The sequence below is a fragment of the Bifidobacterium tibiigranuli genome, assembly GCF_022655035.1.
Taxonomy (GTDB): Bacteria; Actinomycetota; Actinomycetes; order Actinomycetales; family Bifidobacteriaceae; genus Bifidobacterium; species Bifidobacterium tibiigranuli_A.
The window spans coordinates 51,806-76,558 of the sequence record NZ_JALCUA010000009.1 but is presented as its reverse complement, the minus strand read 5'-3'; the positions used below and the strand labels follow the sequence as shown (position 1 = coordinate 76,558).

The 24,753-nt window shown below is 62.9% G+C and carries 17 protein-coding genes; 5 read left to right on the top strand and 12 right to left on the bottom strand.

The genetic code is table 11. The features are described 5' to 3' along the window. Positions 1-97: 97 nt before the first annotated feature. The 4 genes from LKK40_RS08985 to LKK40_RS08970 all read left to right on the top strand — a co-directional run bounded on the left by LKK40_RS08985 (position 98) and on the right by LKK40_RS08970 (position 5,695). Positions 98-1,621 (top strand): sensor histidine kinase, encoded by a 1,524-nt coding sequence (locus LKK40_RS08985; RefSeq protein WP_304310310.1) that lies wholly within the window; start codon positions 98-100, stop codon positions 1,619-1,621. A 350-nt stretch (positions 1,622-1,971) separates the two neighbouring features. Beyond that, positions 1,972-3,426 (top strand): glycosyltransferase family 2 protein, encoded by a 1,455-nt coding sequence (locus LKK40_RS08980; protein ID WP_304310309.1) that lies wholly within the window; start codon positions 1,972-1,974, stop codon positions 3,424-3,426. Positions 3,427-3,578: 152 nt separating this feature from the next. Further along, on the top strand, positions 3,579-4,352 hold the full coding sequence (locus LKK40_RS08975; protein ID WP_304310308.1) for a hypothetical protein: 774 nt from the start codon (positions 3,579-3,581) through the stop codon (positions 4,350-4,352). Positions 4,353-4,480: 128 nt separating this feature from the next. Continuing rightward, on the top strand, positions 4,481-5,695 hold the full coding sequence (locus LKK40_RS08970; protein ID WP_304310307.1) for a glycoside hydrolase family 6 protein: 1,215 nt from the start codon (positions 4,481-4,483) through the stop codon (positions 5,693-5,695). A gap of 65 nt (positions 5,696-5,760) precedes the next feature. Here LKK40_RS08970 and LKK40_RS08965 read toward each other — a convergent pair whose 3' ends face one another. After that, complete coding sequence (locus tag LKK40_RS08965) at positions 5,761-8,550, bottom strand: helix-turn-helix transcriptional regulator (RefSeq protein WP_304310306.1); 2,790 nt, start codon at positions 8,548-8,550, stop codon at positions 5,761-5,763. A 162-nt stretch (positions 8,551-8,712) separates the two neighbouring features. Here LKK40_RS08965 and LKK40_RS08960 point away from each other — a divergent pair, with 162 nt between their 5' ends. Then, positions 8,713-9,639: a response regulator transcription factor gene (locus tag LKK40_RS08960; protein WP_304310305.1), complete on the top strand. Its 927-nt coding sequence runs from the start codon at positions 8,713-8,715 to the stop codon at positions 9,637-9,639. A gap of 200 nt (positions 9,640-9,839) precedes the next feature. On the opposite strand, the gene ilvC is transcribed toward LKK40_RS08960, so the two are convergent. From ilvC to LKK40_RS08905, 11 genes are all read right to left on the bottom strand, one after another. Continuing rightward, positions 9,840-10,892: a ketol-acid reductoisomerase gene (ilvC, locus tag LKK40_RS08955; protein WP_304310304.1), complete on the bottom strand. Its 1,053-nt coding sequence runs from the start codon at positions 10,890-10,892 to the stop codon at positions 9,840-9,842. A gap of 213 nt (positions 10,893-11,105) precedes the next feature. After that, positions 11,106-12,410: an MFS transporter gene (locus tag LKK40_RS08950; protein ID WP_304310332.1), complete on the bottom strand. Its 1,305-nt coding sequence runs from the start codon at positions 12,408-12,410 to the stop codon at positions 11,106-11,108. Between the two features lie 802 nt (positions 12,411-13,212). After that, a complete protein-coding gene (locus LKK40_RS08945; protein WP_304310303.1) occupies positions 13,213-14,478 on the bottom strand; it encodes an ABC transporter substrate-binding protein in 1,266 nt (421 codons plus the stop codon). 421 nt (positions 14,479-14,899) lie between these two features. Next, entirely contained in the window at positions 14,900-15,694 is a 795-nt protein-coding gene (locus LKK40_RS08940; protein WP_152580445.1) for an ABC transporter ATP-binding protein, read from the bottom strand. Then, positions 15,691-16,677 (bottom strand): ABC transporter ATP-binding protein, encoded by a 987-nt coding sequence (locus LKK40_RS08935; protein WP_304310302.1) that lies wholly within the window; start codon positions 16,675-16,677, stop codon positions 15,691-15,693. The genes LKK40_RS08940 and LKK40_RS08935 overlap by 4 nt, the downstream gene beginning before the upstream one ends. After that, positions 16,670-17,653 (bottom strand): branched-chain amino acid ABC transporter permease, encoded by a 984-nt coding sequence (locus tag LKK40_RS08930; RefSeq protein ID WP_152580447.1) that lies wholly within the window; start codon positions 17,651-17,653, stop codon positions 16,670-16,672. Before LKK40_RS08930 ends, LKK40_RS08935 begins: the two co-directional genes overlap by 8 nt. A 2-nt stretch (positions 17,654-17,655) precedes the next feature. After that, positions 17,656-19,011: an ABC transporter permease subunit gene (locus LKK40_RS08925; RefSeq protein ID WP_304310331.1), complete on the bottom strand. Its 1,356-nt coding sequence runs from the start codon at positions 19,009-19,011 to the stop codon at positions 17,656-17,658. A gap of 302 nt (positions 19,012-19,313) precedes the next feature. Further along, complete coding sequence (locus LKK40_RS08920) at positions 19,314-19,694, bottom strand: fluoride efflux transporter FluC (protein ID WP_434734973.1); 381 nt, start codon at positions 19,692-19,694, stop codon at positions 19,314-19,316. Continuing rightward, positions 19,694-21,049 carry a FluC/FEX family fluoride channel gene (locus LKK40_RS08915; protein ID WP_304310301.1) on the bottom strand — a complete coding sequence of 452 codons (1,356 nt, stop codon included), beginning with the start codon at positions 21,047-21,049 and terminating at the stop codon, positions 19,694-19,696. The genes LKK40_RS08920 and LKK40_RS08915 overlap by 1 nt, the downstream gene beginning before the upstream one ends. 290 nt (positions 21,050-21,339) lie before the next feature. Then, a complete protein-coding gene (locus LKK40_RS08910; RefSeq protein ID WP_304310329.1) occupies positions 21,340-22,980 on the bottom strand; it encodes a ClC family H(+)/Cl(-) exchange transporter in 1,641 nt (546 codons plus the stop codon). A gap of 217 nt (positions 22,981-23,197) precedes the next feature. After that, positions 23,198-24,499, bottom strand: coding sequence for an adenylosuccinate synthase (locus LKK40_RS08905; RefSeq protein WP_304310300.1), 1,302 nt, complete (start codon positions 24,497-24,499; stop codon positions 23,198-23,200). Between the last annotated feature and the right edge of the window lie 254 nt (positions 24,500-24,753).

The window sequence follows — 24,753 nt, the reverse complement described above, 5'->3', positions numbered from 1 at the left end:
GGGAAGCGACGAAGAATAGCCGAGGAACGCAAAACCTGTTCATAGTAGAGTAGCTATCAGCACTCATTCACCCTTGCGCGAGAAGGCGGGGCAAACGATGACCACGACAACAGACAGGCGACCGGCGCAGCCGACTCCGGCCACGAAGGAACGCAGCAGGCGATTCCCGTTCTACGCTGCCTCGACCTCGCTGCAGCGCGAGTTCGTCGGCTTGGTGCTGGCATGGTTCCTTGCCGGGGCAGCGGCGACGCTGTCGATGGTTTTCATCGGCGTCGGGGTCAGCAATGCCGGCGTGCTGCTGATCGCAGGCGTCGTGGCGCTGGCCACCACGCTCGTGTGCATCGTCGTGCCCGCGATCGGTGCGCACCCGGTGGGCGGCATCGTGATATGCGCGATCATGCTGCTGTCGGCGGCGGCGCTGTCCATAGCGATTCCGCTTGCCCGGCCGTGGCTGCTTGTCGTATTCCCGGTGCTGTGGTCGGCGCGCGCCATGAGCCGACAGGTCGGCCTGTGCATCGCTCTGGCGGCCGTCATCATCGTGATCACCGGGCTGTTCCAAGGCACATCAGCCACCATCATGCTGCTGCGGCTGCCCAGTCTGCTCCCCATTATGCTGATTGTTGCCACCATCACCATATTCATCTGGCATATACGCGATGGCGCAAGTAGTGCCGGCGGCGCAGGCAACAACGGCGCAACCGGAGGCAGGCGCGGAGGCGACGAGAACGCCGCCAATCCGGCCGCCGCGGCCGAGCGTACCGGTGCCGCCGTGGGGCCGGAAAGCAGCCCCGAAGCGCTCCATGCCGCCGCCTACGACCGCTACGATTCCGACAGTGCCGCCACTGACCCTAGGGAATTCGACCGCAGCGCCGCTATCAATCACAGCGCCATCGACCACAGCGCCATCGACAGATATGCCCTTATATCGCACGATCTGCGAGTGCCGCTGACCTCCATCATCGGGTACATTTCGCTTGAGCTGGACGGCGATCAGATCAGCGATGAGACCCGCTCCCACCTCGACATCGCGCTGCGCAACGCCGAACGCCTCAACTCCATGCTTGCGCCGCAGACGATGGTCAACCGGGGACTCGGCTTGGCTGAGGATGCCGAAAAAACGGCCCAGCGCACCGACATCATCCCGATCATCAACGAGGTGCTGGCATCATTCGGCTGGCAGATGAACGAGCGCGGCATTCGGCTGCGCACCAGGCTCGACGACAGCCTCATCGCGGTAGCCGACGAAGGCCAGATCCGGCTGCTGCTGTCCAATCTCGTCTCGAACGCCGTCAAATACAATAAGGCCAACGGCAGCATCTTCGTCAGCGCCAGTACCGCTTCGGGCAATATTCTCGTGGAAATCTCCGATTCCGGAGTCGGCATACCGCACGAGGAGCTGGACAGCATCCGCAGCATGTACTATCGCGCAAGCAATGCGAAGGGCTCCGACGTCGATGGCAGCGGAATCGGCCTGTACACATGCGATATGATCGTCCGCCGCCTGCACGGCAGTCTCGACATCACCTCCGAGCCAGGCAAGGGAACCACTATCACCGTCAGATTCCCCTCATCGCCGCAGCTGTTCGGCGCGAGCGAGGCCCTCACGCCCCAGCAGGCCTGAGGCGAGGCAGCCGGCATCTCTCCCCCATTCCCCCGGCATGCTCCTGAGGCATTGCCTCTCGCAATCATCGGCTCGCGCGCGTCAGCGGTCAGTGCGCGCTCAAGACTTATGCAAATCCTGAGCGAAGCCTGCGGATTTGCAGCGCTTATGCGCCGACACTGCGCCACCCTTGCGTAAATCCTAGGCGAATCCTGCACAGTTGCGGCGAGGCTGCGCGACATTTGCGCGAAACCTGAGCGCCTCGTATCACGTCCGAAACAGCACAATCCTTTCATGGTCTTAAGTTGCAAACCCCGAGCGTTGCACTGCTGAACAAAGCACTGAAAAAGGCACTGTTGAAAGGACCTGACATGGACCGCACACTGACGCCCGTCACATCCATCGATGATGGTTTTGCCGGCTGGAACGTCCCCACGGAGGATGACGATCTGCATGATCTGGACGACGACCTTTCGCTGCTGCGCGAAGACTTCGCCCACGTCGAGCACCCGCTCATCGGGTGCGTCATCCCCGCCTACAACGAGGAGAGCACCATCGGGGACGTGATTCAGTCCCTGCTTGACCAGACGCTCACCCCCGACGAAATCCACGTCGTCATCAACAATTCCAACGACCGGACTTTGCAAAAAGCCCGTGAATTCGCCGGGGTGCACAGAAAATCGAATGCCGAGCGCACCATGGTGTGCGCCGTGTACATTCACGACATCGGCAAGAACGCGGAGAAGAAGGTCGGCGCGCTCAACTACGGCTATTCCATGATCGCGCCTTTCGACTACGTGCTCGGCGTCGACGGCGACACGGTGGCCGAGCCGGATGCGGTGGCCACGCTGCTCAAGGAGATCGAGTCCGGCCCCAAGATCGGCGGCGTCTCGGCAATTTTCACCGTCGATGATTCCAAGATCAAGGGCCCTATCGCCTCGTGGCTCGTCGCCGGGCAGCGCGCGCAGTTCGCGGCGTTCAATATCAAGGCGATGCAGCATCATCGCGTCATTCCTGTGCTCGGCGGCCAGTTTTCGCTCTTCTCAGTGCGGGCGCTCGAAGAGGTGGCGAAGCGGGAGAATCAGGCGACCCCGTGGATCATGAAAAGCGAGGTGGAGGATTCCCTGCTCTCGCTGCAGATCAAATCCGCCGGCTATGAGACGATGCTCAGCGCCAGCGCACGGGCGTACGTCGGCGGCATGACCACGCTGCGCTCCCTTGACGGCCAGCAGGTCAAATGGAACTCCGGCGCCGTCGAGCTCATGCGCTCCAATCCGAGGCATCCGAGTCTGACGCAGCGCTGGATGGAGCATATCTCCATGTTCTTCAACGGCTACAATCGCTTCGCCTTCGCGTTTTTGCTCATCTCCTCACTTTCAATCAGCGCGTTCGAGTTCTACCCGATCTGGATAGCGCCCACCGTCGTCGCGATTCTGCTGAACCTGAAGATCGCGCTGAAAATCCGCAGCCGCAACTTCCGCGACATCCTGTTCGCCGTGCTGTTCGTGCCGGCCGAACTCTATCTGTGGGTTCGCATCGGCCATTTCGTGCGATCGTGGTGGAAGTCGCTCTTCGGCGGGCAAAGCGACAATTGGGCCGCTCAGGCCAAGGCCGAACGCGGCCGCGGCAACGCCTACCTGGTCGCGCCGATCATCGAGGTCCTCGTTCTTGCGGTGTGCCTGTTCGTCCAGTTCAAGCTGCCGATTGCCGTGCAGACCGCCGTCATCCTGCCGTTGGGATGGTGGTCGCTGGCAGTGCTGACCGTCACCCAGACCTGCATCATGCTCGTGTCGCTGCTGCGGCCGACACACGGTGCCAAGGTCTGAGCCGCTGAACCGCCACGGCGCAACCCGAGCGGCGCACTACAAACATCCCAAGCACCACAAACACTTATCAGCAACCGCACAACCAACCGTCAATCGAGCAATCGAACGACACCCAAGATTCGACACGATTTTCGACACGATCGGAGTGAACCATGAAGAAGAGAATTTTCACCATCGCCGCTGCAAGCCTTACGGTGGCACTCGGCCTGGGAACCTTGTCCGGCTGCGCCAGTCTGGAAAGCCTGACCGGGCTGTCATTGCCCAGCTCCAGCCCATCCGCCACGGCAAGCGATGCCGCAGCGACCTCCAAAACCCCGGATGACGCGAGCGGCAAGCATTCCAAGACCGGCTTCCTGTCGCCATTCAGCGCCAACGGTGCCGTGCATATCTATACGAATATCGAAGGCATCGACTATGTGCTGGCGGTCTACCCTTCGCAGACCACGCCGGACCCAAGCGCATGGTATCCGAAGGGAGACAAGCTGTTCTCGATGAACCTGCAGGCCTACGACCTGTCGACGGACCTGCGGGCGCCATATCTCAACAAGCGCATGGTATATCTGTCGACCGTATCGATCACCAGCACCCTCACCACGATGTCGGGGGCCACCGGCTCCTCGTCCTCCTTCGTACGCCACGGCAATGCCGCGCAGCTCACCTTCGACCCGGAGCCCCTGGTCAACGGCAACGCTGGCATACTGCTGATGTCGCCCAAGGGCATTTTCGACATGCGCAACCAGACCATAGGCGACCTGCCGCTGGACACCATCGGCATCACGCTCCATATGCAATTCTCGGTGCATGTGCAGCGCACGGCCGGCAGTCCGCTCTACGATGACCGCACGGTAGGCATGGACGTGCCGATCGGCATCACCCCATCGACGAAGGCCACGGTTTCAAAGTCGGTGCCGGTCGACGCCTTCTGACGTGGGCGCATGTCATGTCACGGTATGGCATCCTATGACATAGCGTGACATGACATACTGTGACATAACACAACATGGGCACCCTAGCTCTAGACAGCAAGCGAACGCGGATTGGAAGGAGGTGCGATATGCGCTGGTTCCCATCGCACAATAACAGGCGCGGCAGGCGCGTCGTTTCCGGTGAACGCAGTGTTTCCGGTGAACGCAGTGTTTCCGGCACGCGCAAGTCTTTCGACGGGCACAAGTCTTTCGGCGGGCACAGATCGTCCGGCAGGCATCGCCTCTTCGACGGGCACGGTGCTTCCGGCGGGCGCAAACCGTCCGGTCAGCGTAGCCCCCTTGGCCAGCGCAGCTTCGCCAACGGCTTGCGCACGACGATTGCGGCTGCGACCGTGCTGGTCCTCGTGCTGGTCACCTGCGCCTGGACCGCGATCAGGGCGAATGCCCAGTTCGCCCAAGCACCGCCGCGCTATGCTTCCACCGACCAAAATCCCTTCGCCGGGGCCGGACTCTACGTGTATCCGGACTCGCAGGCGGCGCGGGCCTACCGGAGCGCTTCGAGCAGCCAGCAAAGCCAGCTTTCCGTGCTCGCCAGCACGCCGACCGCGATATGGCTCACACCCGACCATGTCCCTGCGAGCGCCGTCGAACCGTATCTGCACAAGATCCTTGCCGATGCGCAACGAGCGCACCAGACCGCCGTATTCGTCGTGTACGGCTTCCCGAATCGTGACTGCGGCAACTACTCAGGCAATGGGATTCTGGCGGACGAATACCTCGAATGGGTGCAGGCAATCACGCTCGCGCTCAGACAATCCGCCAGTGCGCCAATCCTCATCCTCGAACCCGACGCACTGGCGCTTTCCACCCAATGCCGGCCCATCGCCGCGAATCTGCCACTGCTGCGCATCGCCGTGGACTGGCTCTCGACCAGCGGCGCCTCGATCTACATTGACGCCGGACACTCCGCATGGGTTCCCGCGCGCCAGATGGCCTCCCTGCTCCAACGGGTGGGCCTGGGCAAGGTCCGGGGATTTTCGCTTAACGTGTCGAACTACAACAGTGACGCCGACGAGCAGCGCTATGGGGATGCGATAAGCCAGCTCACCGGCTCCCACTACATTATCGACTCGGGGCGCAACGGCGCGGGGCATGGCAACGAACCCGCCTCGGCATGGTGCAATCCGAACGGGGCGCGCATCGGCACGGCTCCAGGGGCAGCGCCATACGGCAGCCAGGACGCATTCATGTGGATCAAGCCGCCCGGGGAATCCGACGGCCCATGCAACGGCGGGCCCGCTGCGGGCACGTGGTGGAATGAGCGCGCGCTGGGCATGGTATAGCGCGTAGTGCGCACTACGCAGTTAGCACTATGCGTAGTGCGTAGGGTCCCTACGACGCAGTGCTTCTATGAAAGCACGCTGCTGAGCTCGCGCCGCGAGGACAGCCGGAGCTTGGCGAGCACCTTGCGCATGTGGAAGGCGATGGTAGGTGTCGCCAGATACAACGACTGCGCGATCTGCGCATTGGTCCGGCCCTGGGCCGCGAGCATGGCGATTTCGCGTTCACGGGTGCTCAGCGATTCGATGCCCGAAAGCACCGCCGGATCCGTATCGTCAATAAGCGCCAGGGCACGGCGCACGGCCGGTCTGGCACCAAGGGTGAGGAACTGCTCCGCAGCCTGCCGCAGCGTACGCGCCCCGCCCGCTGCATCGCCCAGACTCAGCTGCATCCGTCCGGCGTCGCTGAGCGCCTGAGCCCGCACGCGCGGGGCCGGCGCCCCGGCATCGTCAGCGCCACGAACGGCGGCGCGGTAGGCGCGCAGCGCACGTTCTGGCATATCATAGGCCTCCGCCACGCGCCCTTCAAGCCAGCTCATCGAACCATAGATCGGCGACCAATCCAGACCGACGTGCTTGTGCAGTTCGGCGAGCTCGCGATCGGCCTCCTCGGCCCGGCCCAGCGCGGCAAGCGCATCGACCCGATAGGTGAAGATGGAGCGTCCGGCAAGCCATCGCCCTTGCAGCGCCTCGGGCGAGAGCGCATCGAGCACGGCTTGCGCATCGCCATGCATGCGGGCGTGCTGCACCTGGGCAAGCAGCTCGAGCTCGGCGCCGAAGGTGTCATAATCGGTGACGGTGACCTCGTGCGCGATGCGCCTGTTCTCGGCATAGGCGTCCTCGTCGCCGGCCTGGGCCGCCAGCACCGCACGCAGCAGGAAGACCAGCGGGCGCGAGGAGACGTCGATGCTGTCGAGCGCACCAACCGCAGCCTCTTCAAGCATCGATCCGGCCTCGGAGGTGCGCCCGGCAAGCCACCAGCAATAGGCCAGCAGCACTCTTGCATGCCCTAGGCTCCAACCCATGATGCCATCCGCCGCCAGCGCGTTCGCCGCTTCGAAATCGGCCGTCGCCGCTTGCACGGCTCCGATGCCGGCATACACGCCGCCACGGCAGGTGAGCGCATCAGCGAGCGCCGGCGACGCTTTGGCGTTCGCAATAAGGCCGGAAAGCGCGCCAACCTCGCGCTGCACCCGTTCGAGGTCGCGCACGCGGGCGGCTGCGGTGACGGCAAGCCCTGTGGCGCGCAGCAGAATCTGCCCGGCACCAGGCATCACGGCGAGCCGCGCGTCGCTCAGCGGCATCGCCTCATCCTGCACACGATGCGCAAGTTCGCGCACATCGTCAAGCAGGCCCAGCACCGGCGTGTAATCATCGGTGGTGAGCTGTACCATAACCGCCATCATCGTGATATGCATGCGCAACACAGTGTCATCCGGGTGCTGCGGCTCGCGCGCCAGCAGCTCATGCACGAACGCGAGCGCCCACGGCACGTCTCCGGTGATCTGCCGGGTCTGCAGCAAAGCCAAGTCGCGCACCGGATCGGGGTCGAGCGCCTCAAGCTCGGGCAGCAGATCGAGCACGATGGGACTGATGAAGTTCGCGCCGGCAAGCACACAGGCTTCGACGATCAGCTCGCCGCGCACAGCCGGGTCGACGAGCATGGCGGCCCGCCGCAGATAGATGATGGCGCGCCCCGGGTCGCCGGACGCTTCGGCAGCGCTTGCCGCCGCCCGCACACGCTGCAGGAGATCCGCCGTGAGGCCGTCGCCGCGCGCCGTCGCCGCATCAAGCCGACACAGCAGAGCGCGGTGCGGGTTGGCGACCTGTGCGGAAGCGGCCTCAAGAATGGCGATGCGTCGCTGGGCGTCGAGCCCTTCGGCGATGGCGGCGGCAAAAAGGCTATGGAACGGGCGGACGCTCCCAGGCGCGGAACGCACGAGCAGGCCTGCGGCGATGGCGGCCTCCACATCGACCGTGTCGCCGAGGCACTGTGCGATCGCCTCCACTTCGCGAGCGCCCACGCCGTCACGAAGCAAGGCGGCAATCTCGAGCGCGTGACGCACCGCAGGCGTCGCATCGGCGCTGCCTTGCGCGAATGCCTGCCCAGGGCAAGTCGGCAGATGCACCCCCGAATCCCAATGCGAGCGGGTCGCGCCGGGCGCTGGTTCCATGGCGGCAACGACCGCGTCAATATAGAGCGGCAGACCGCCGGAAAGCTCGCGAATGCGGCTGGCCAGCCGCAGCGATATTTCAAGGCCATGCACCCGGGAGACGTATCCGCGCAGCGCACGGGCATCGAGCGGCGCGAGTTCGATCTGCTGTCTGCGCGCCCAAGCGTCAGGTTCGGCGGCGAAAATCTCCTGGGCTATCTCACCAGTGCGCGGCTCATGCCCGCTGAGCACCACGCCTGCGCCGGAGAACGCAAGACGACCCAGCACGAAACGCAGCGCGCGCAATGATTTGTCGTCGATCCATTGCGCGTTGTCGATCACGACGAGCAAGCGTCGCGTCCCCGAGGTGCCCCGTGAAAGCACAGACAGCAGCGAACGCACCACGCCCGAGAATTCAAGGCCGGTCGCCTCGCCCACCCCCGCAAGCACTCCGGTGCGCTCGCCCGCAGCCCGTGCGACCTTGTCGATAAGGGCGAACGAAAAATCAGCTTCGAAAGCGTCGGCACTCACCGAGACCACGCGGAAGCGGTCGGCTGCCTGTTCAAACTGCCGCAGCCAGGTCGTCTTGCCCACCCCGGGAAGCCCTGTCACCGAAACGAGTTCGCTGCCGCCTGCCCGAAGCCGCGCAGCAACCGCTTCAGGCTGTTCCTCCGGGGGAAGCGAGGGATAAGCGACAGTGTTCATGCGGATAGCCTATCAGCCAAAAGCACTATCCACGTCAGATAGTCTTTGCAGTTTCTTTAGTAGCGTACGCCAATCTGCCGTTCAATGGAATCACACAGAAACTACACGCACTGGCCGGGTCCCACGGCTCGCCCCACAGCAAGGTTTGAGAGAGGAATACTCATGTCCAGCAACGGCACAGCACCGCAACAGGCACGCACGGCGATGATTATCGAGGACGACCCGGATATCGGCAGGCTTATCAGCGATATCTTCCAGCACACGGGTTTCACCACGCGTATCTACACCAACGGCGAGGACGCTATCGAGAGTCTGCAGCAGCGACCGGAGAGTCTCGCCATCGTAACGATCGACGTCATGCTGGGCAATGGCATCGATGGCTTCGAGACCATCCGCCGCGTCCGCGCGCTGAGCGATGCCTATATCATCATGATGACCTCGCTGAACGAAGAGAACGATGTCGTCGAGGGGCTCGCCGCCGGCGCGGATCAGTACATCCGCAAGCCATTCAGGCCGCACGAGTTCAGGGCCTCGCTCAAAGCCTACCTGCGCAGAGCGGATCAGCCCACATACCCCGACGCTGGCTTCGAGCAGGCGATCGGCGGCCCCGTCACATCGTGGTCCATGCCGAAGCTTCGACCCGTGCCAAGGCTGCAGCCCGCAGCAAGCGCAAGCGCCGCAGCGACCCAGGTGCTGGAACGCGTGGACATTGGGGAGACGACCGATTCGACCGCGTTCGATATGCAGGAATACGAGAGCTCCTGGATTGAATACAACGGTCTGCGCCTCAACACCCTGAGCCGCGAGCTGCTGGTGAACAATGTGGAAGTGCAGCTGACGAAAACCGAATTCAATCTCATGACCCTGCTGTTGCAGAGCGGCAGCCGGGTGCGTTCACGGGCGAATCTGGCCTTGGAGCTGCGGACTGGCAAGAAATTCGTGACCAATTACGTCGTCACCGATGCCGAATGCCGTTCGATTGAAGTGCATCTCGCGAACCTGCGCAAAAAGCTCGGCGAAAACACCGGCGGCAACCAATGGATCCGGACCGTGCGCGGCGTGGGGTATAAGCTCGCCAAGGAGATGTAGCCTCATAAGGGAATACGCAAGTCGGGTGATAGCGATTTTCGATGGCGGAATTCCGCGGGTCGAAATCGCTATCACCCGACTTGCGTATTGCAGCCCGGGCGTGTCGCGCGGAAACCACACCGGGACACAAAAACCGCCGTTCGTTGACCTCGATGGTCAAGGAACGGCGGTTTTTTAGATGCCAGTAGCGGCTCTAACAGTCACTCAGATTGCGCGCGGACGATCTTGCCGGTGAAGGACTCGTTCTCGTCGGCGTCAGCGGCCTCGCCCTTGTTCCAAGAGAACATACCACGAAGCTTCGGGCCGACGGTTTCGAGCTGCGGGTGAGAGAACTCTTCCTGCAGTTCCTTGAACTTCGGAGCGCCAGCGTTCTGGTCGTCGATGAACTCCTTGGCGAAGGAGCCATCCTGAATGCGCTTGAGCTGGTATTCCATGTTGGCGCGCGTGTGCTCGTCAATTACCGTGGAGGTGAAGTCGCCGTACTGGGCGGTGTCGGAGCAGCTCCAGCGAGCCTTGTTCAGGCCGCCTTCGTTCATGAGGTCGACGAGCATCTTGAGCTCGTGGAACACTTCGAAGTAGGCAATCTCCGGCTGGTAGCCAGCGGCGGTGAGGACCTGGAAGCCCATCTCAGTGAGGTGGTTGATGCCGCCCATGAGGACGTCCTGCTCGCCGAAGAGATCAGTCTCGGTCTCTTCCTGGAAGGTGGTCTTGATGGCGCCTGCACGCAGCGCGCCCAGCGCCTTGGCATAGGCCAGGGTGATGGCCCAGCCGTCGCCGCGCGGATCCTGCTCAACGGCAGCCACGACCGGCACGCCGCGGCCTGCAGCGTACTCGCGGCGCACGATGTGGCCCGGGCCCTTGGGGGCGACCATGAATACCGGGTGATCGGCGGACGGCTTGATGTAGCCGTAGTTGATGTTGAAGCCATGGGCGAAGGCGATTGCGGCGCCCGGCTTGATGTTGGGCTCGATGTCGTTGGCCCAGATGGTGCGCTGGAACTGATCGGGCGCCAGGATCATGATGACGTCCGCCTCGGCGGAAGCCTCCGGCACGCTCTTGACCTCAAGACCCTGCTCCTTGGCGAATTCCACGGACTTGGAGGTGGGGCGCAGACCGACGACGACATCGACGCCGGAATCGCGCAGGTTCAGCGCATGAGCGTGACCTTGCGAGCCGTAGCCGATAATCGCAACCTTCTTGCCCGCGAGGACAGAGAGATCGCCATCGTCTTCGTACCAGATTTGTGCTGCCATAATATATGCACTCCTTATTTGTGCTGTTGAAAATTCAGGTCATGGCGGCCCCCACACGGGGCCAGCCGCCGTTCAAGCGGCGTATGCAATCGGATTTTGTCCTACTAACCGTTGCCCATCATACTCGAAACCCCGACGGCACTGTGCCGCCATGTCGTTTCGGGCGTGATGCCGTCGCAGGACGCACGATCTGCGCATTGCTGCACGGGACGTCTACTTGGTGAAATCGGCGTCCTTGGTCTCGCGGCAGGTCGCCACCGCCACCAGACAGCACAGCGCCATAATGGCGAGATACAGCCCGACGGAGCGCACGCCCCAATTGTGAGAAAGCCACGTAGCGATAGTCGGCACGAAGGCCGCGCCAACGATGGCCGCGAGATTGTAGCCCAGCCCGGAGCCGGAATAGCGCACATTCGCGTCGAACAACTCCGGCAGGAACGCGCCGATCGGCCCGAAAGCGATGCCCATCAGAGCGAAGCCGACGCACAGGAACACCATCACCTGCACGAAATCGCGCCGTCCCTCGCCCATCAGCAGATACGGGAACACCAGCGAGAACACCACGAGAGCGCACGAGGAGAGCATCAGCACGCGGCGGCGTCCGACCCTGTCGGCGTACAGGCAGGAGAGCACGATGAACACGGCGAACACGCAGATCGCGACCATGAGCATGAGCAGATACTCCTGATTGGTGAAGCCAAGTCCGCCACCGCCCTGCGCCACGCTTTTCGTGCCCCAGGCGAGCGACCATGTGGCCAGCGTGTAAAACAGCGTGTAGGTGACAGCCACGACGAACGTCGCTTGGAGCACCTGCTTCCAATGTTTGGTAAGCACGGTGGTGAGCGGAGCTTTGACCACGCGGTGCTCCTGCTGGGCGATGCGGAAGATCGGCGTCTCCTCCATGCGCACGCGCACGATGAGGCCGACGATTACCAGCACCGACGAGAGCAGGAAGGGCACGCGCCAGCCCCAGGCGAGCATCGCCGCGGAGTTGGTGGTCGCTTCCAGCACGAAGTAGGTGCCGTTCGACAGGAAGAACCCGATCGGAGCGCCCAGCTCGGGGAAGGAGCCGTAGAGGGCCCGTTTGCTTTCAGGCGCGTTCTCCGTGGCGACCAGCGCCGCACCGGACCATTCGCCGCCCAGCCCGATGCCTTGCACGAAACGGCACAGGCACAGCACGGCGACTGCGACCACGCCACACTGCGCGTACGTCGGCAGGCAGCCGATCAGGAATGTGGCCAGTCCCATTGTGAACAGCGAGACCACGAGCGTGGTCTTGCGGCCGAGCCTGTCGCCGAAATGCCCGAACACCAGCGAGCCCAAAGGCCTGGCGATGAAGGCGATGGAGAAGGTGAGCAGGCTCATGAGCAAGGCCACGGTGGGGTTGGTTTTCTGCGAGAAGAACAGCTTGGGGAAGTAATTCGCCGCCGCCGTCCCATAGGCATAGAAATCATAGAATTCGATGGCGGTGCCGACCATAGAGGCCGCGATGACGGTTCTCACCGAGTCTCGGGCCATAGTGCCGAGTTTTGCGATGGCCGTAGGCTCGTGCTGCCCTGCCGATGCGGACTGCCCTGCCGGCCTGCTGCCTGCCATGACATGTGCTGTAGTCATTTGCGATATCTCTCCTGAAACGTTGCGCGACGCACCGAGACTGCTCTCGGCGGCTGCGCGGCGACCACGTATGCGTACTGCGTACTGCTTGCTTTCGGCTTCTTTGGAGCGTTGACCTTGTGAGGCGCAACAAAAAAGCCCCGCAACTCGTGCAGGGCTTGTCACATGATGTGCGATATCGCGGCCCTGCCTTCATTGACGGGGCCGAAACGAATGTCGAATCAATCCGCCAACGAAGACGGAATAATAATTCGTTCGGAAACACTGCGTTCGGAAACACTGCGTGCAGAGAAACTGTGTGCAAAGACACTGCATTCAGAAGTAACGTGCGCAGCTGCGGCGCATAGCGTCATATTCATGGTCATCGTGGCGGACCTCCTCTCATCTTCGTACGGTTCTTGACGGGCTGTCTGCCCGATTGGTTGAAAACATAGGACGCATTGGTCAGAAGCACGCCAGGGCGTCCACATAGTGGACATTACTGGCGTGTCGGCGCTCGTGCAAACGCACACGTACTGCCGATATGCAGCCACGCAACCATACGCAGCTATACAACGCAGATACACGCGAATATACACAGACATACGAGTGCGCCCGCAGGCGTGAAGCACTGCGGGCGCACATCGGATTGGCGGCGGCTAACGGGCGTGTTCAATGCAGCTGCTCTGCAACTGCACTGCTGATGCGCCCGGTAACCTCAGCTGGCTCAGCTCTTCGGCACAGCACCCTGCTGGGAGTGGTCGTACACCGGCTTGTTGTCTGCACTGAACTTGTAGACGCCGATGCTGGCCTTGCTCGGGTCGCCATTGCTGTTGAACGGGCCGATGCCGGCCTGCCCCACGTAATGGATCTCCTTCTTCTCCTTGAGCAGCGCGAGGCAGTCCTTGTAGGTCTTGCACTCGGTGCCGCCCTTCGCGCCGGAGACCGCCGCGAGGTTCTTCTGCACGGTCACGCCGTCCACGGCGCCGCCCTTCTGGGCTGCGAGCGCGGCGAGAATCGAGCCGTCATAGGTCTCGGCGGAGTAGGTGAAGTCCGACAGCCCGGGCTGGATGGCCTTGAGCTTGGCCTGGAAGGCATCGCTCGGGTGAGCGCCAGGAATCGTGCCGGTGGCGCCCGTGATCAGGCCCGGCGTGAAGTCCTTGGAGTAGTCGGCCGTGTTGCCATCAGTCATGTACATCTTGGAACCGGTGTTCAGGCCCTGGCTGGACATCTCCTTGACCAGCTGCTTGGTCTGGTCGAAGGCAATCACCAGCGTGGCATCGGGGTTCGTGGCCTTGATGGTGCTGACCAGCGGCGCGAAGTTGGTCTCAGTCGGGTCGAAGGTGTCCTTCTCGCCATAGACGACCTGCACACCCGCGGCTTCGGCCGTCTTGACCACGACATCGCGGAGATTGGTGCCGTACTCATCGTTGAACACCGCGATGGCCAGCTTGCGCACGCCATCCTGCGCGATCACGTTGCCGAGCACTGCGCCCTGCACGGAATCCGGCGGCACGGTGCGGAAGAAGTACGGGCTGACGCCGGAGAGGCTGGGCGACGTAGCGCCCATCGAGATCTCCGGGACCTTGGCCTCGCTGATCGACTTGTAGACGTTCTTCACCACCGAACTGGAAGCAGGCCCCAGAATAACCGAAGGATTCTTGGAGAGCACCGACTGCGCGCCGGAGGTGTTCTGATCGGCGTGATCGGCGTCGGAGACGTCGGCGGTCGCTGTCGTGATCGGCTTGCCGAGCACGCCGCCTGCGGCGTTGATATCCTTGGTGGCCAGCTTGAATGCCGAGGTCTCGGCGGGTCCCAGGTAGGCCAGCGAACCGGTCTCCGGGAACAGCGCGCCCAGCACGAAGGCGCCGGACGACGACGAGCTCGAGCTGGAGCCGGACGACGACGAGCCGCAGCCAGCCAGGGCCATAAGCGCAGCAGCCACCGCGGCCGTCGCGATAAGCGGCAACTTCTTGTAACGGGCATTATTCATCAGCAATCACCCTATCTTTCCTCTTCAGGCCCGCATCTGCGGGCGATGGTTCGGGAACGGCAGCGCATACGGCCGCCGGTCTTGGTGATGAATGTAAGCGGGCGATGCAACGAGGGCGTGTGCCGAATGTTTCCACCCAGTGATGCTGGTAAACTGCCCGAAACATTGCCGACACATGGATGCGTCAGCGGTAGAGAAGCACGGCAGCGGAGAGACAGCAGCCCAGAGGCACATCAGCATAAAGACATAGCGGTACAGGAACACATCAGTACAGAGGTACAGCGGCGCGATCGGCCATAACGGCTTGCACAACAACGAAGCGGCCCGGCGGGCAATCCCGTCGGGCCGCTTGGCCGTAACGAACGAATAAGGCGATATCGTCGCCCAATTGCGCTCTCAGCATTCTCAATTCTCAGCGCTCTCAGCGCCCTTCTTCTTCGACTTCCTCTTCAAGGTTGCCCAGATAGAGCGAAATCACCTTGGGGTCGTTGAGCAGGTCGCGGCCCCGGCCCGAGTAGGCGTTGCGGCCCTGGTCGAGCACGTAGCCGCGGTCGCAGATCTGCAGGCAGCGCGATGCGTTCTGCTCGACGATGATGACGGAGACGCCGGCCTTGTTGACCTCGCGCACGCGGATGAAGGTCTCGTCCTGCAGCATCGGCGACAGGCCTGCCGAAGGCTCGTCAAGCAGCAGCACGGAAGGCTTCATCATCAGCGCCCGGCCCATGGCCACCATCTGGCGTTCGCCGCCGGAAAGCGAACCGGCGAGCTGGTCCTTGCGCTCGGCAAGCTTGGGGAAGATCGAGCAGACGTAGTCGAAGCGCTCAGCGAACAGCTTCGGAGCCTGGAAGGCGCCCATATGCATGTTCTCGGCGATAGTGAGCGAGGGGAAGACGTTCTCGGTCTGCGGCACGAAGCCCACGCCGCGGGCCACGAGCTTGTCGGCGCGCATATTGGTGATCTTCTCGCCGCGCAGCATCAGCTCGCCCGACGATACGTGCACCAGGCCGAAGAGCGACTTGAGCAGCGTGGACTTGCCAGCGCCGTTGGGGCCGATGATGCCGACGATCTCGCCGTCGTGCAGGGTCAGCGATGCGCCGTCGAGGATGTTGACCCCGGGCAGATAGCCGGCCACCAAGTCGATGGCGTCCATAAGCGGCTCGCCCTCAGGTTCGCCGACGTGGATTTCGGCGCGGGATACTACTGCTGTCTCGCTCATAGTTCGGCTCCTTCCGCCTGCGTAGCTGCCGGAGGCTGCTCCACCTCTTCGATATCCTCGATATCGCCCAGATCGATGTTGGCACGCGCGCCCAAGTAGGCGTCGACCACGGCCTGATCGTTCATCACGCTCTTCGGCTGGCCTTCCGCCACGATCTTGCCCTCGGCCATAACCGTGACCCAATCGGCGATATGGCGCACCATGTTCATATCGTGCTCGACGAACAGCACCGTGGTGCCGTCCTCGCGCAGCGACATGATGCAGTCGAGCAGTGATTGCTTGAGCGCTGGGTTCACGCCGGCCATCGGCTCGTCGAGCATGACCAGCTGCGGGTCGCGCATCAGCGCCCGGGCCATTTCCAGGAGCTTGCGCTGCCCGCCGGAAAGCGAGCCGGCGAAATCGTCCTTCTTCTTGATGAGCAGGAAGCGTTCGAGCAGCGATTCGGCCTTCTCGATGTTCTGCTTCTCGTATTTGCGCCACCGCACCGGGAACAGCGAGGTGAGCATGCCCTCGCCCGGCTGCACCGGAGCTCCGAGCAGCATGTTGTCGAGCACGGTGAGCCGGCTCATGACCTTGGTCAGCTGGAAGGTGCGGACCATGCCCATGCGGGCCACCTTTTCAGGCGAGACCGAGGAAAGCGGATGCCCGTCGAACTGCCAGGCGCCCGAATTCGGCGTGTCGAAGCCGGTCATGAGGTTGAAGAAGGTGGTCTTGCCCGCGCCGTTCGGCCCGATCAGAGCCGTGATGCCGTGGCGTTCGATCTCGAAATGCTGCACGTCGACGGCGGTGACGCCACCGAACTTGCGGGTGACGGAGTCGGCCACCAGAATCGGATCCGGCTTGGGCACGCCCGGCGTGTTGTCGACGAATGCAAGGTCCTTTTCCACCTTGTCGCCGAAGGCCGTGGAGATAAGCTCCTCGCCTTCCGGCGCCTTCGTCGCCCACTTGGCCAGATCGTGGAATGGAATGTTTTGCTCAGCCATGGAACGCCAACTCCCTTCGGTCGCCCATCAATCCTTGCGGTCTGAAAATCACCAGGCACATCAGCGCGATGCCCATGATCACCCAGCCCAGCGCCTCGACCTGGTTGGAGGAGATGATGGTGTCGGGAATCGTGTCGCGCATCAGCTCCTTGATGAAGGTCAGGCTCACCCACAGCAGGCACGAGCCCAGGATAGGCCCGAGCACTGTGGCCGCACCGCCCATGAGCAGAATCGTCCAGGTGTAGAAGGTGACCTGGCGGCCCAGCGAATCAGGCTGCACCGACCTCGGCAGCACGAAGAGGATGCCTGCGAGAGCACCGAACGCGCCACCGAGGAAGAGCGATTGCAGCTTGAAGCGCGTGACCGGCTTGCCCAGCGAGCGCACCGCGTTCTCGTCCTCGCGGATGCCCTTGAGCACGCGGCCCCACGGCGATTTGAACCAGCGCCAGGTCAGCAGCGCGGCGATGAGCACCAGCGCCCACCCGACGAGACGAATCCACCAGGAATCGGCGACATTATTTGAATACGTCCACAGCAGGAAGGTCGACCGGCCCGAAGGGAAGGGTGAAGCGCCCTCGAACTGCGTAGTAAAGTTCTGCGGGGAGATGCCGCCCGAGCCGCCGGTGATTTTGGTCATCGAGGTCGATCTGCCGACGATGCGCACAATCTCGGCGGCGGCCAGCGTCACCATCGAGAGATAGTCAGGCCCGAGCCGCAGCGTCGGTATGCCCAGCAGCAGCGCGTAGATGCCTGCCAGCAGCAGCGCCATGCACACCGAGGCGAACAGGTTCCAGCCCATCGACTGGCTGATGGCGAAGCCGTAGGCGCCCAGCAGCATGAAGCCCGCCTGGCCCATGTTGAACATGCCGGTCATGCCGAAGTGGATATTGAGTCCGATGGCGGCCAAGGCGTATGCCGCCGTGGTCGGGGCGATCAGTTCGCCCAGTGAATTGGATATCAGGTTCATGAAATCCATGATCAGCCCACCCTTTGCAACTTACCGAAGAGACCCTGCGGCCGCAGCAGCAGGACGATGATGAGAATCGCGAGCGCACTCGCGTAGCGCATGTCGTTGGGAATGAACAGCGAGCTCATATCCGCGACGATGCCGATGATCAGCGAGCCGACCAATGCGCCGTTCGCCGTGCCCAGGCCGCCCAGCGTGACTGCGGAGAACATGAGCAGCAGCAGTACAGCGCCAGTGTTCCATGCGATGCCGTTGAGGTAGATGCCCATGAGCACGCCAGACAGGGCGGCGAGCGCGCAGGAGAGAATCCACACGACGCGGACCACCTGCTCGACGTTGATGCCGGAGGCGGAGGCCAGCGCGGCGTTGTCGGAGACGGCTCTGGTGGCGCGTCCCAGCCGCGTGCGGTACAGGAAGAAGGTGACGCCGATAATGACGATGATGGCTATCGCCGCCGATACCAGCGTGGCCGTATCAGTGGTGATCGGGCCAAGCTGGAATCCTTGGTCGACCGCGGTCGTGATGCCTTTGACATTGCCGCCGAAGAAGAACTGGAAGAGATACTGCAGCACCATCGACAGACCAATGGTGACGATCATCTGCTGCATGGTGCCGACATGCTTGCGCCGCAACGGCGCCCAGACCAGCTCGTTCTGCAGCAGTCCGGAGGCCGCGCCGATGATGATCGCGAAGATGGCCGCAGCCCACAGCGGCATATGGATCATCTGCACGCCGACGTAGGCCATAAGGCCGCCGAGCGTCACCTGCTCGCCGTGCGAGAAGGAGCTCAGGCCCGTGGTGCCGTAGACGAGGTTCATGCCTACGCTCATCAGCGCGAGCATCAGACCGAAGATGATGCCCGAATACAGCTGCTGCCATACGCGTGCCCCGAAATTGGCACCTGCGGAGTTGCCTGAGCTGCTCTGCGTGGAAGCGCTGGAACTGGAGGAAGATCCAGAGCTCGCTGAGGCGCTGCCGCTTGCGCTGGGGCTCGAAGTCGTCTCGCCCGGCTTGTCGAAGCGTACGACGCCGCGCTGCTTGGAGAAGTCGCTTTTCTCGATGTCCACCGTTTCGGCGTTGGCCTTAAGGCCGTGGTCCTTTGCCACCCCGGCGTCAATGGTCGCCGTGTACTTTCCGTCGGCCGTGACGCTGAACGCCCACTTGCCGGTGTCGTCGGTCGTCGTCGTGGCGCTTTCCTTGCCGGATAGCGTCACCGTCGCGCCCACGACCGGATTCCTGTTGGCATCCTGCAGGATGCCGTTGACGCATCCGTTGGTGCCGGTCGGATTGCACACCGGAACCGGCTGCGCAGCTTGCGCAGCCGTGGACCATACGCCACTTATGGCAAGCAGCAGCATTAAGAACATCGCACTCAGCAGCATTCGTGCCGGGTATTTGCGCAGTTTGCGCCGTACAGCTGTCATATCGCGTCCTCCCCTCGATTCCCTCTTAACCTAGGGATGGGAACGGCGTACTTGGTTGCGCCCAGATTTCCGTCAGGTAACCAGATGCGATCCTATGTAACCGGGATGTTGCGGCGATAGGGTATGAGCGGGAGGTTTCAGCGGCGCATGGGTTCAGCTGAGTCAGCGGCTTAGGTGGCGCAGCAGCTCGATGACTCGGCGGTTCAGCAGCATCATCAGCATCAGCGGTTCATCAGTTCAGTAGCTCAGCGGTTCAGCGAACCCATCCACCAGCCCAGCGCAAGGCATGCGAGCGCGGCCAGCACCGTGATGGCCAGATACGCCAGAGCGCTCCATTGGCGGCGGCTGCGCACCAGCGATGTCATCTGGTTGACGGCCGTCGAGAAGGTCGAGAATCCGCCGAAGAAGCCGATGACGAACAGCAGATAGGTGCGCGCGTCGACCGCATGGTTCATGAAGGCGGCTGCCGCCAGGCCTACGCAGAACGTGCCGACGGCGGTGATCACCAACGTGGAGAAGGGAAACGCGCGGCTCCACCAGCGCTGGATCGAGGTATCCAGGATGAAGCGCGCTACAGCGCCTAGGCCGCCGCACAGGCATACGAGTATGAAAGTCGTCAGCAGCATCAGCGCACTTCTCCTGTGATGGGATCGGGTATCAGCGGGATTTCGGCCGTGATCGGCTTCGGCTCGTACGACAGTGGCTGCGTCGGATGATTGGCGAGTTCGCCAGCAGCGTATCCTGTGGAAACTGTTCCGGCGTTATCAGGGGTGTCAGGCGCGCCGGGCTTGCTTAGTCTGCCTAATGTGCCAGCCGTGTTGGTCTTGCCGGCCTGCGGCGTACCGTTCTGCCCGATTGCCGCGGCAACGCCATAGGCCGCTGGCGGTTCGCCGTCCACATAGTGAGCCGGTCCGCTGAGATGCCCTCTCCCATCAATTCCCGGGCCGGGCGCCGGCTCGGCTGTCAAGGCAATGTCCGCAATCGGCACCGTTCCCGCCGCATGCGCCGGACCGCCCGTTCTGGCGTGCCTGCGACGGCCCTGCTGAGAGTTGAGATTCGCGACGACCTGCATAAGCGTCGCGGCGCGTTTCCTTGTCATGATGCGCGAGGACAGCAGCGAGCCAGCCAGCGCGGCGAGGATGCCTGCGGAGAAGGAGACCAGCAGATACCCAATCAGCTCCCAGCCCGCGCCGCGCCTCAGCAGCAGGAAGCTCTGCAGCATCAGCATCGATGTGCTCGACATTGAGCCCCACATCCCGATGCCTGCGCCGCCGCCGACGAGCTGGCGTGTGCGTCTGCTCAGCCACGAGGCCTGGGACATGTACGTTGTCAGCGCCGCATACCCGAAGCACGACACCGTATTGGCGATGAAGGTCGCAAGATACAGCCGGCTCACGTCGCTGCCGGCATCGGGGCCAGCGAAAGCGAGTGCCAAGCCGAACACCACGCCGGTGCCGAAGCAGCCGCCGGCGAATATCACCAGATACATCACCCAGTCGGCAAGCGGATTGAACCGGGCCTGCAAGCGTTTGAGAGGGGCCAGCGGTATCTGCGGCGGCAACGTCGGGTCATTGGCGTCAGCCCGAACGCGAGCCTTGGCGCGGCGATTGCCGCTGCGGGATTTCGAGGAGTTGTCACTCCTCGCCGCGACCATTTGCGTGGTGGGGGCGGGTTCCCATCCCGCTGCCGAGCCGGAGCTTGAGCCGGCTTGCGCGGCATGCGCGGATTGCTCAGTATCGGACTTATGAGACTCATTCGATGCCGCTGCCGATGACAGCGTGGAATCCAGCTGCGGTATGGAATCGAGCACCGAAACGGTGAACAGATCGGCCAGCGCGCCCGTGCGGGCGCCGGTATAATCGGGATTTCCGTCGGCCTCGGCACCGGTCGGCGACTCGGACCCGCGCTGCGGCGCGCCCGGCCGCTCTTGCGTCGTGTGATTGTCAGACAGTCCCATATCACCCTCGTTCCATACGCTCATGCCGGCTGCGTCCACCGTGTTCACCTAACCGCACCCGCATAGCGCCCGCCTTCCGTAGCATTGTTCTCGGCTGTGTTGTTATCGTCGTTGTCGTTATCATCCGTGTTGTTACCGTCATTATTACCGTCTGCCCGGTATTTTCTTCCCCAGCATTGCTGCCAAGTCTCTGCCGCCGAATCGTCGCCTAGACAGCCCTGACAACACCGTCATGGTCATACTCGGCCGCCGCGAACGCCTTGGCTGGTCCAACACAACTCGGACACGCCGCCGGCAGATGCGACCCATCCATATTACATGGGAGAACTGCACAACGCCACCATGCCCGCCCGGACCTGCGCCAGCCCGTCCGCGGGGAACATCACGAACACGTAATCGCCCGGCATGATGGTCTCCACGCGGCGCGGCACCACCTCGCGCTCACCCCGGCGAATGTCGACAAGCGCCGCACCGCTCGGCCATTCGATGTCGCCCACACGCAGGCCGGCGATGGCGCTGCCGAACTCGACCGGGAATTCCAGAACCGCGTTGCCGAGCGCGGAACGGCTATGGCTATGGGCTATCGCATGCGGCATATGCAGGGCGTGCGGCGCATGTAGCGCATGTCGCCATTGCAGCGCGGACTGTGTACCGGACTCATGACGTGCAGTATCGGCAGTGTCGCCCTTCCCGCCGCCATCGTTGCCGTCGCTGCCATGAGCCGTCATATAGCGGTCCAGCAAGGCCCCGTAAATCGGGTTAATACCGAGCACATCAGACACGAAGAGCGCGATGAAGGCGCATGCGGCGACAGGAAGCATATGCACGAGCGAGCCGGACATCTCGACGGCAAGCAGAATAGAGGTCATCGGCGCCTTGACCGAGGCCGAGAGCGTGCCCGCCATCGCGCATACCGCGAACACCGCGACCGCGCTCTGCGGCACGCTGCCGGGAAGCAGCCGCGCGGCCAGCAGCCCGAAGATGCTTCCCGAAAGCGTGCCAATGGCCAGAATCGGCATGAAGATGCCGCCGGGCACGCCGGAGCCGAAACTCGTGCCGGTGAACAGCATTTTGACGGCCAGCAATCCCAGCAGCATCAGCACGCCCGAGGAGGCATGCTCAGCGAAGTCGATGAGCTCCTCGCCGCCGCCAAGGACTTTCGGCGCGAACAGGCCGCACGGCAAGGCGATGAGCAGCGCGATAACCGAGCCAGCGATGGCCGGAAACTTGCCATACAAACTCTGGAAGCCCAGCAGCATCCGGTTCGTGAGTGAACCGACAAGCCCGGCCATGATTCCCAGCGGAATCATCCACCAATACAGTGGCAGCGCGAGTTGTCCAATACTGGTGAAATTGAGTACGGGACGCAGACCGAACCAGGTCTTCGAGACGAAATCGGCGCTGAGCGAGGCGCTTGCGGCTGACAATAATATGACCGGCGAGAAATTGCGATGCACCTCTTCCAGTGCGAACATCATGCCGGAGAGCGGCGCGTTGAACGCCGCGGAAAGCCCGGCCGCCGCGCCGGCGGTTATCAGCGTGTTCTCTTCGAAGCCATCGCGCTTCATCGCGCCCGACACGCCTTGGCTCGCAGCCGCGCCAATCTGAATCGACGGCCCTTCGCGGCCCAGCGACAATCCGAACATGCCGCACAGCAGCCCGCCTGCGAAGCGCACCACAAGCACCAGCAGCCAGCGCATCCGCAGCCCGAGCAAGAGCACGCCCTCGACCTGCGGGATGCCGCTGCCACTCGCCATCGGTTCGAGCCGCACCAGCCATGCAACAAACAGACCGGTAATTGCGGCAGCGCATATGAACGGCGCGATCAACCACGGCTGGGACAGAATCTGCGGGTATATCCACCGGGCAAAGCGCGTGCCGTAGCCGATGCCATAGCGATACAACGCCACGAGCAGGCCCACGACGAGGCCGCACACGATCGCCCGAATCGCGATCGTCCACTGCTTGCGCCCGAGCTGCCCAAGAAACTTCGCGACGCCGCCTTCGGACACCTTGACGTTTTGGGGTTCGTTGGCATTCTGGGGCAATTCGGCGTTTTCTGATGCGCCAGGCGCATCAGGTGCGTTCATACCCGACGCATCCTCGTTATGAGCCACCTTATTATGAGCCATTGCAGCGCCCCGCATGCCTCGAACGAATCTGAACCGGCGTCTAGTCGATCAGCGAATGCACGGAGATGATGTGGTCGCGCTGCGGGCCGGTGCCGATGGCCGAAATGCGGCAGCCGGAGAGCTCTTCGAGACGATGCACATACGCCTGCGTGGTGGCGGGCAGGCCTTCGAAAGTATGAATCTTGGAGATGTCCTCATCCCAGCCGGGCATGGTTTCATAAATCGGCTTGGCGGCGGTGAAGGCGGCCTGATCGACCGGCATATCGTCGTAGCGGGTGTGCGTGCCGTCTGCTTCTTCCACGTCGTAGCCCACACAGATGGGGATTTCCTTCAGGCCCGTGAGCACGTCGAGCTTGGTGAGCACGATGTCGGTCAGACCGTTGACCTGCACGGCGTAGCGGTTCACGACCGCATCGAACCAGCCGCAGCGGCGAGGCCTACCAGTGGTGACGCCGAATTCATGGCCCTGGGCGCGCAGCCATTCGCCGGATTCGTCGTTCAGCTCTGTGGGGAACGGGCCTTCGCCCACGCGGGTGACGTAGGCCTTCGAGACGCCGATCACGCGGGTGATCTTGGTCGGGCCGACGCCGGTTCCGGTGCATGCGCCGCCTGCGGTCGGGTTCGACGACGTGACGAACGGGTAGGTGCCGTGGTCCACGTCGAGCATCGTGGCCTGGCCGCCTTCGAAGAGCACGGTCTTGCCCTCTTCGAGCGCCTTGTTGAGAATCAGCGAAGTGTTGGCGACGTAGGGCTTGAGCTTTTCGCCGAGCGCCAGCAGATGGTCCGTGGTCTCGTCCACGTCAACCGGGCGGCGGTTATAGAGCTTGACGAGCATCTCGTTCTTCTGGTGCAGGCTCGCCTCGACCTTGTCATGCAAGTGCTGCGCGTTGAACAGGTCATGCACGCGGATGCCGACGCGGTTAATCTTGTCCGCGTACGCCGGGCCGATGCCACGGCCGGTCGTGCCGATCTTGTGCTTGCCGAGGAAGCGCTCGGTGACCTTGTCGAGCACGCGATGGTACGGCGCGATAACCTGCGCGCCCTCACTCACCAGCAGCCGCGAACAGTCCACGCCGCGCGATTCCAGGCCTTCGATCTCTTCGAACAGCACCTCGGGGTCGACCACGACGCCATTGCCAATGACCGGCGTGACGTTGGGGCTGATGATGCCGCTGGGCAGCAGGTGCAGCGCGTACGATTCGTCGCCGACCACCACCGTGTGGCCCGCGTTGTTGCCGCCGTTGAAGCGCGCGACATAGTCGACCCGCGTGCCGATCAAATCGGTCGCCTTGCCCTTGCCTTCGTCGCCCCACTGAGCACCAATAAGAATGATTCCGGCCATACCGCACCTCCGCGTCCGCCTGATTACGCCAAAAACACCCTACCGTGACGCCTATACCAGCGGGGTTGGCGCGGCTGCGTGCGGTTGCGTGCGGCTGCTGGGCACATGACTGTTTCAGCGTCGCCTTTTGTACGCTAACGCGACCCTGCCGTACAAAAGGCAACGTTGTGAGGTCCGATTCCGTAGCATTTCATACGCCAGCGTCGAGTTAGCGTACAAAAGGCGACGTTCGCACACGCAACCGTCACAACTCC

Coding starts and splice junctions, on each gene's coding strand:
- LKK40_RS08930 (WP_152580447.1), bottom strand. CDS start 17,653: ATGGATTTCATGAACCTGATATCCAATTCACTGGGCGAACTGATCGCC.
- LKK40_RS08965 (WP_304310306.1), bottom strand. CDS start 8,550: ATGAACACTGTCGCTTATCCCTCGCTTCCCCCGGAGGAACAGCCTGAA.
- LKK40_RS08925 (WP_304310331.1), bottom strand. CDS start 19,011: ATGTTCTTAATGCTGCTGCTTGCCATAAGTGGCGTATGGTCCACGGCT.
- LKK40_RS08985 (WP_304310310.1), top strand. CDS start 98: ATGACCACGACAACAGACAGGCGACCGGCGCAGCCGACTCCGGCCACG.
- LKK40_RS08915 (WP_304310301.1), bottom strand. CDS start 21,049: ATGAGCGTATGGAACGAGGGTGATATGGGACTGTCTGACAATCACACG.
- LKK40_RS08980 (WP_304310309.1), top strand. CDS start 1,972: ATGGACCGCACACTGACGCCCGTCACATCCATCGATGATGGTTTTGCC.
- LKK40_RS08920 (WP_434734973.1), bottom strand. CDS start 19,694: ATGCTGCTGACGACTTTCATACTCGTATGCCTGTGCGGCGGCCTAGGC.
- LKK40_RS08960 (WP_304310305.1), top strand. CDS start 8,713: ATGTCCAGCAACGGCACAGCACCGCAACAGGCACGCACGGCGATGATT.
- LKK40_RS08945 (WP_304310303.1), bottom strand. CDS start 14,478: ATGAATAATGCCCGTTACAAGAAGTTGCCGCTTATCGCGACGGCCGCG.
- LKK40_RS08905 (WP_304310300.1), bottom strand. CDS start 24,499: ATGGCCGGAATCATTCTTATTGGTGCTCAGTGGGGCGACGAAGGCAAG.
- LKK40_RS08975 (WP_304310308.1), top strand. CDS start 3,579: ATGAAGAAGAGAATTTTCACCATCGCCGCTGCAAGCCTTACGGTGGCA.
- LKK40_RS08940 (WP_152580445.1), bottom strand. CDS start 15,694: ATGAGCGAGACAGCAGTAGTATCCCGCGCCGAAATCCACGTCGGCGAA.
- ilvC (WP_304310304.1), bottom strand. CDS start 10,892: ATGGCAGCACAAATCTGGTACGAAGACGATGGCGATCTCTCTGTCCTC.
- LKK40_RS08950 (WP_304310332.1), bottom strand. CDS start 12,410: ATGGCCCGAGACTCGGTGAGAACCGTCATCGCGGCCTCTATGGTCGGC.
- LKK40_RS08970 (WP_304310307.1), top strand. CDS start 4,481: ATGCGCTGGTTCCCATCGCACAATAACAGGCGCGGCAGGCGCGTCGTT.
- LKK40_RS08935 (WP_304310302.1), bottom strand. CDS start 16,677: ATGGCTGAGCAAAACATTCCATTCCACGATCTGGCCAAGTGGGCGACG.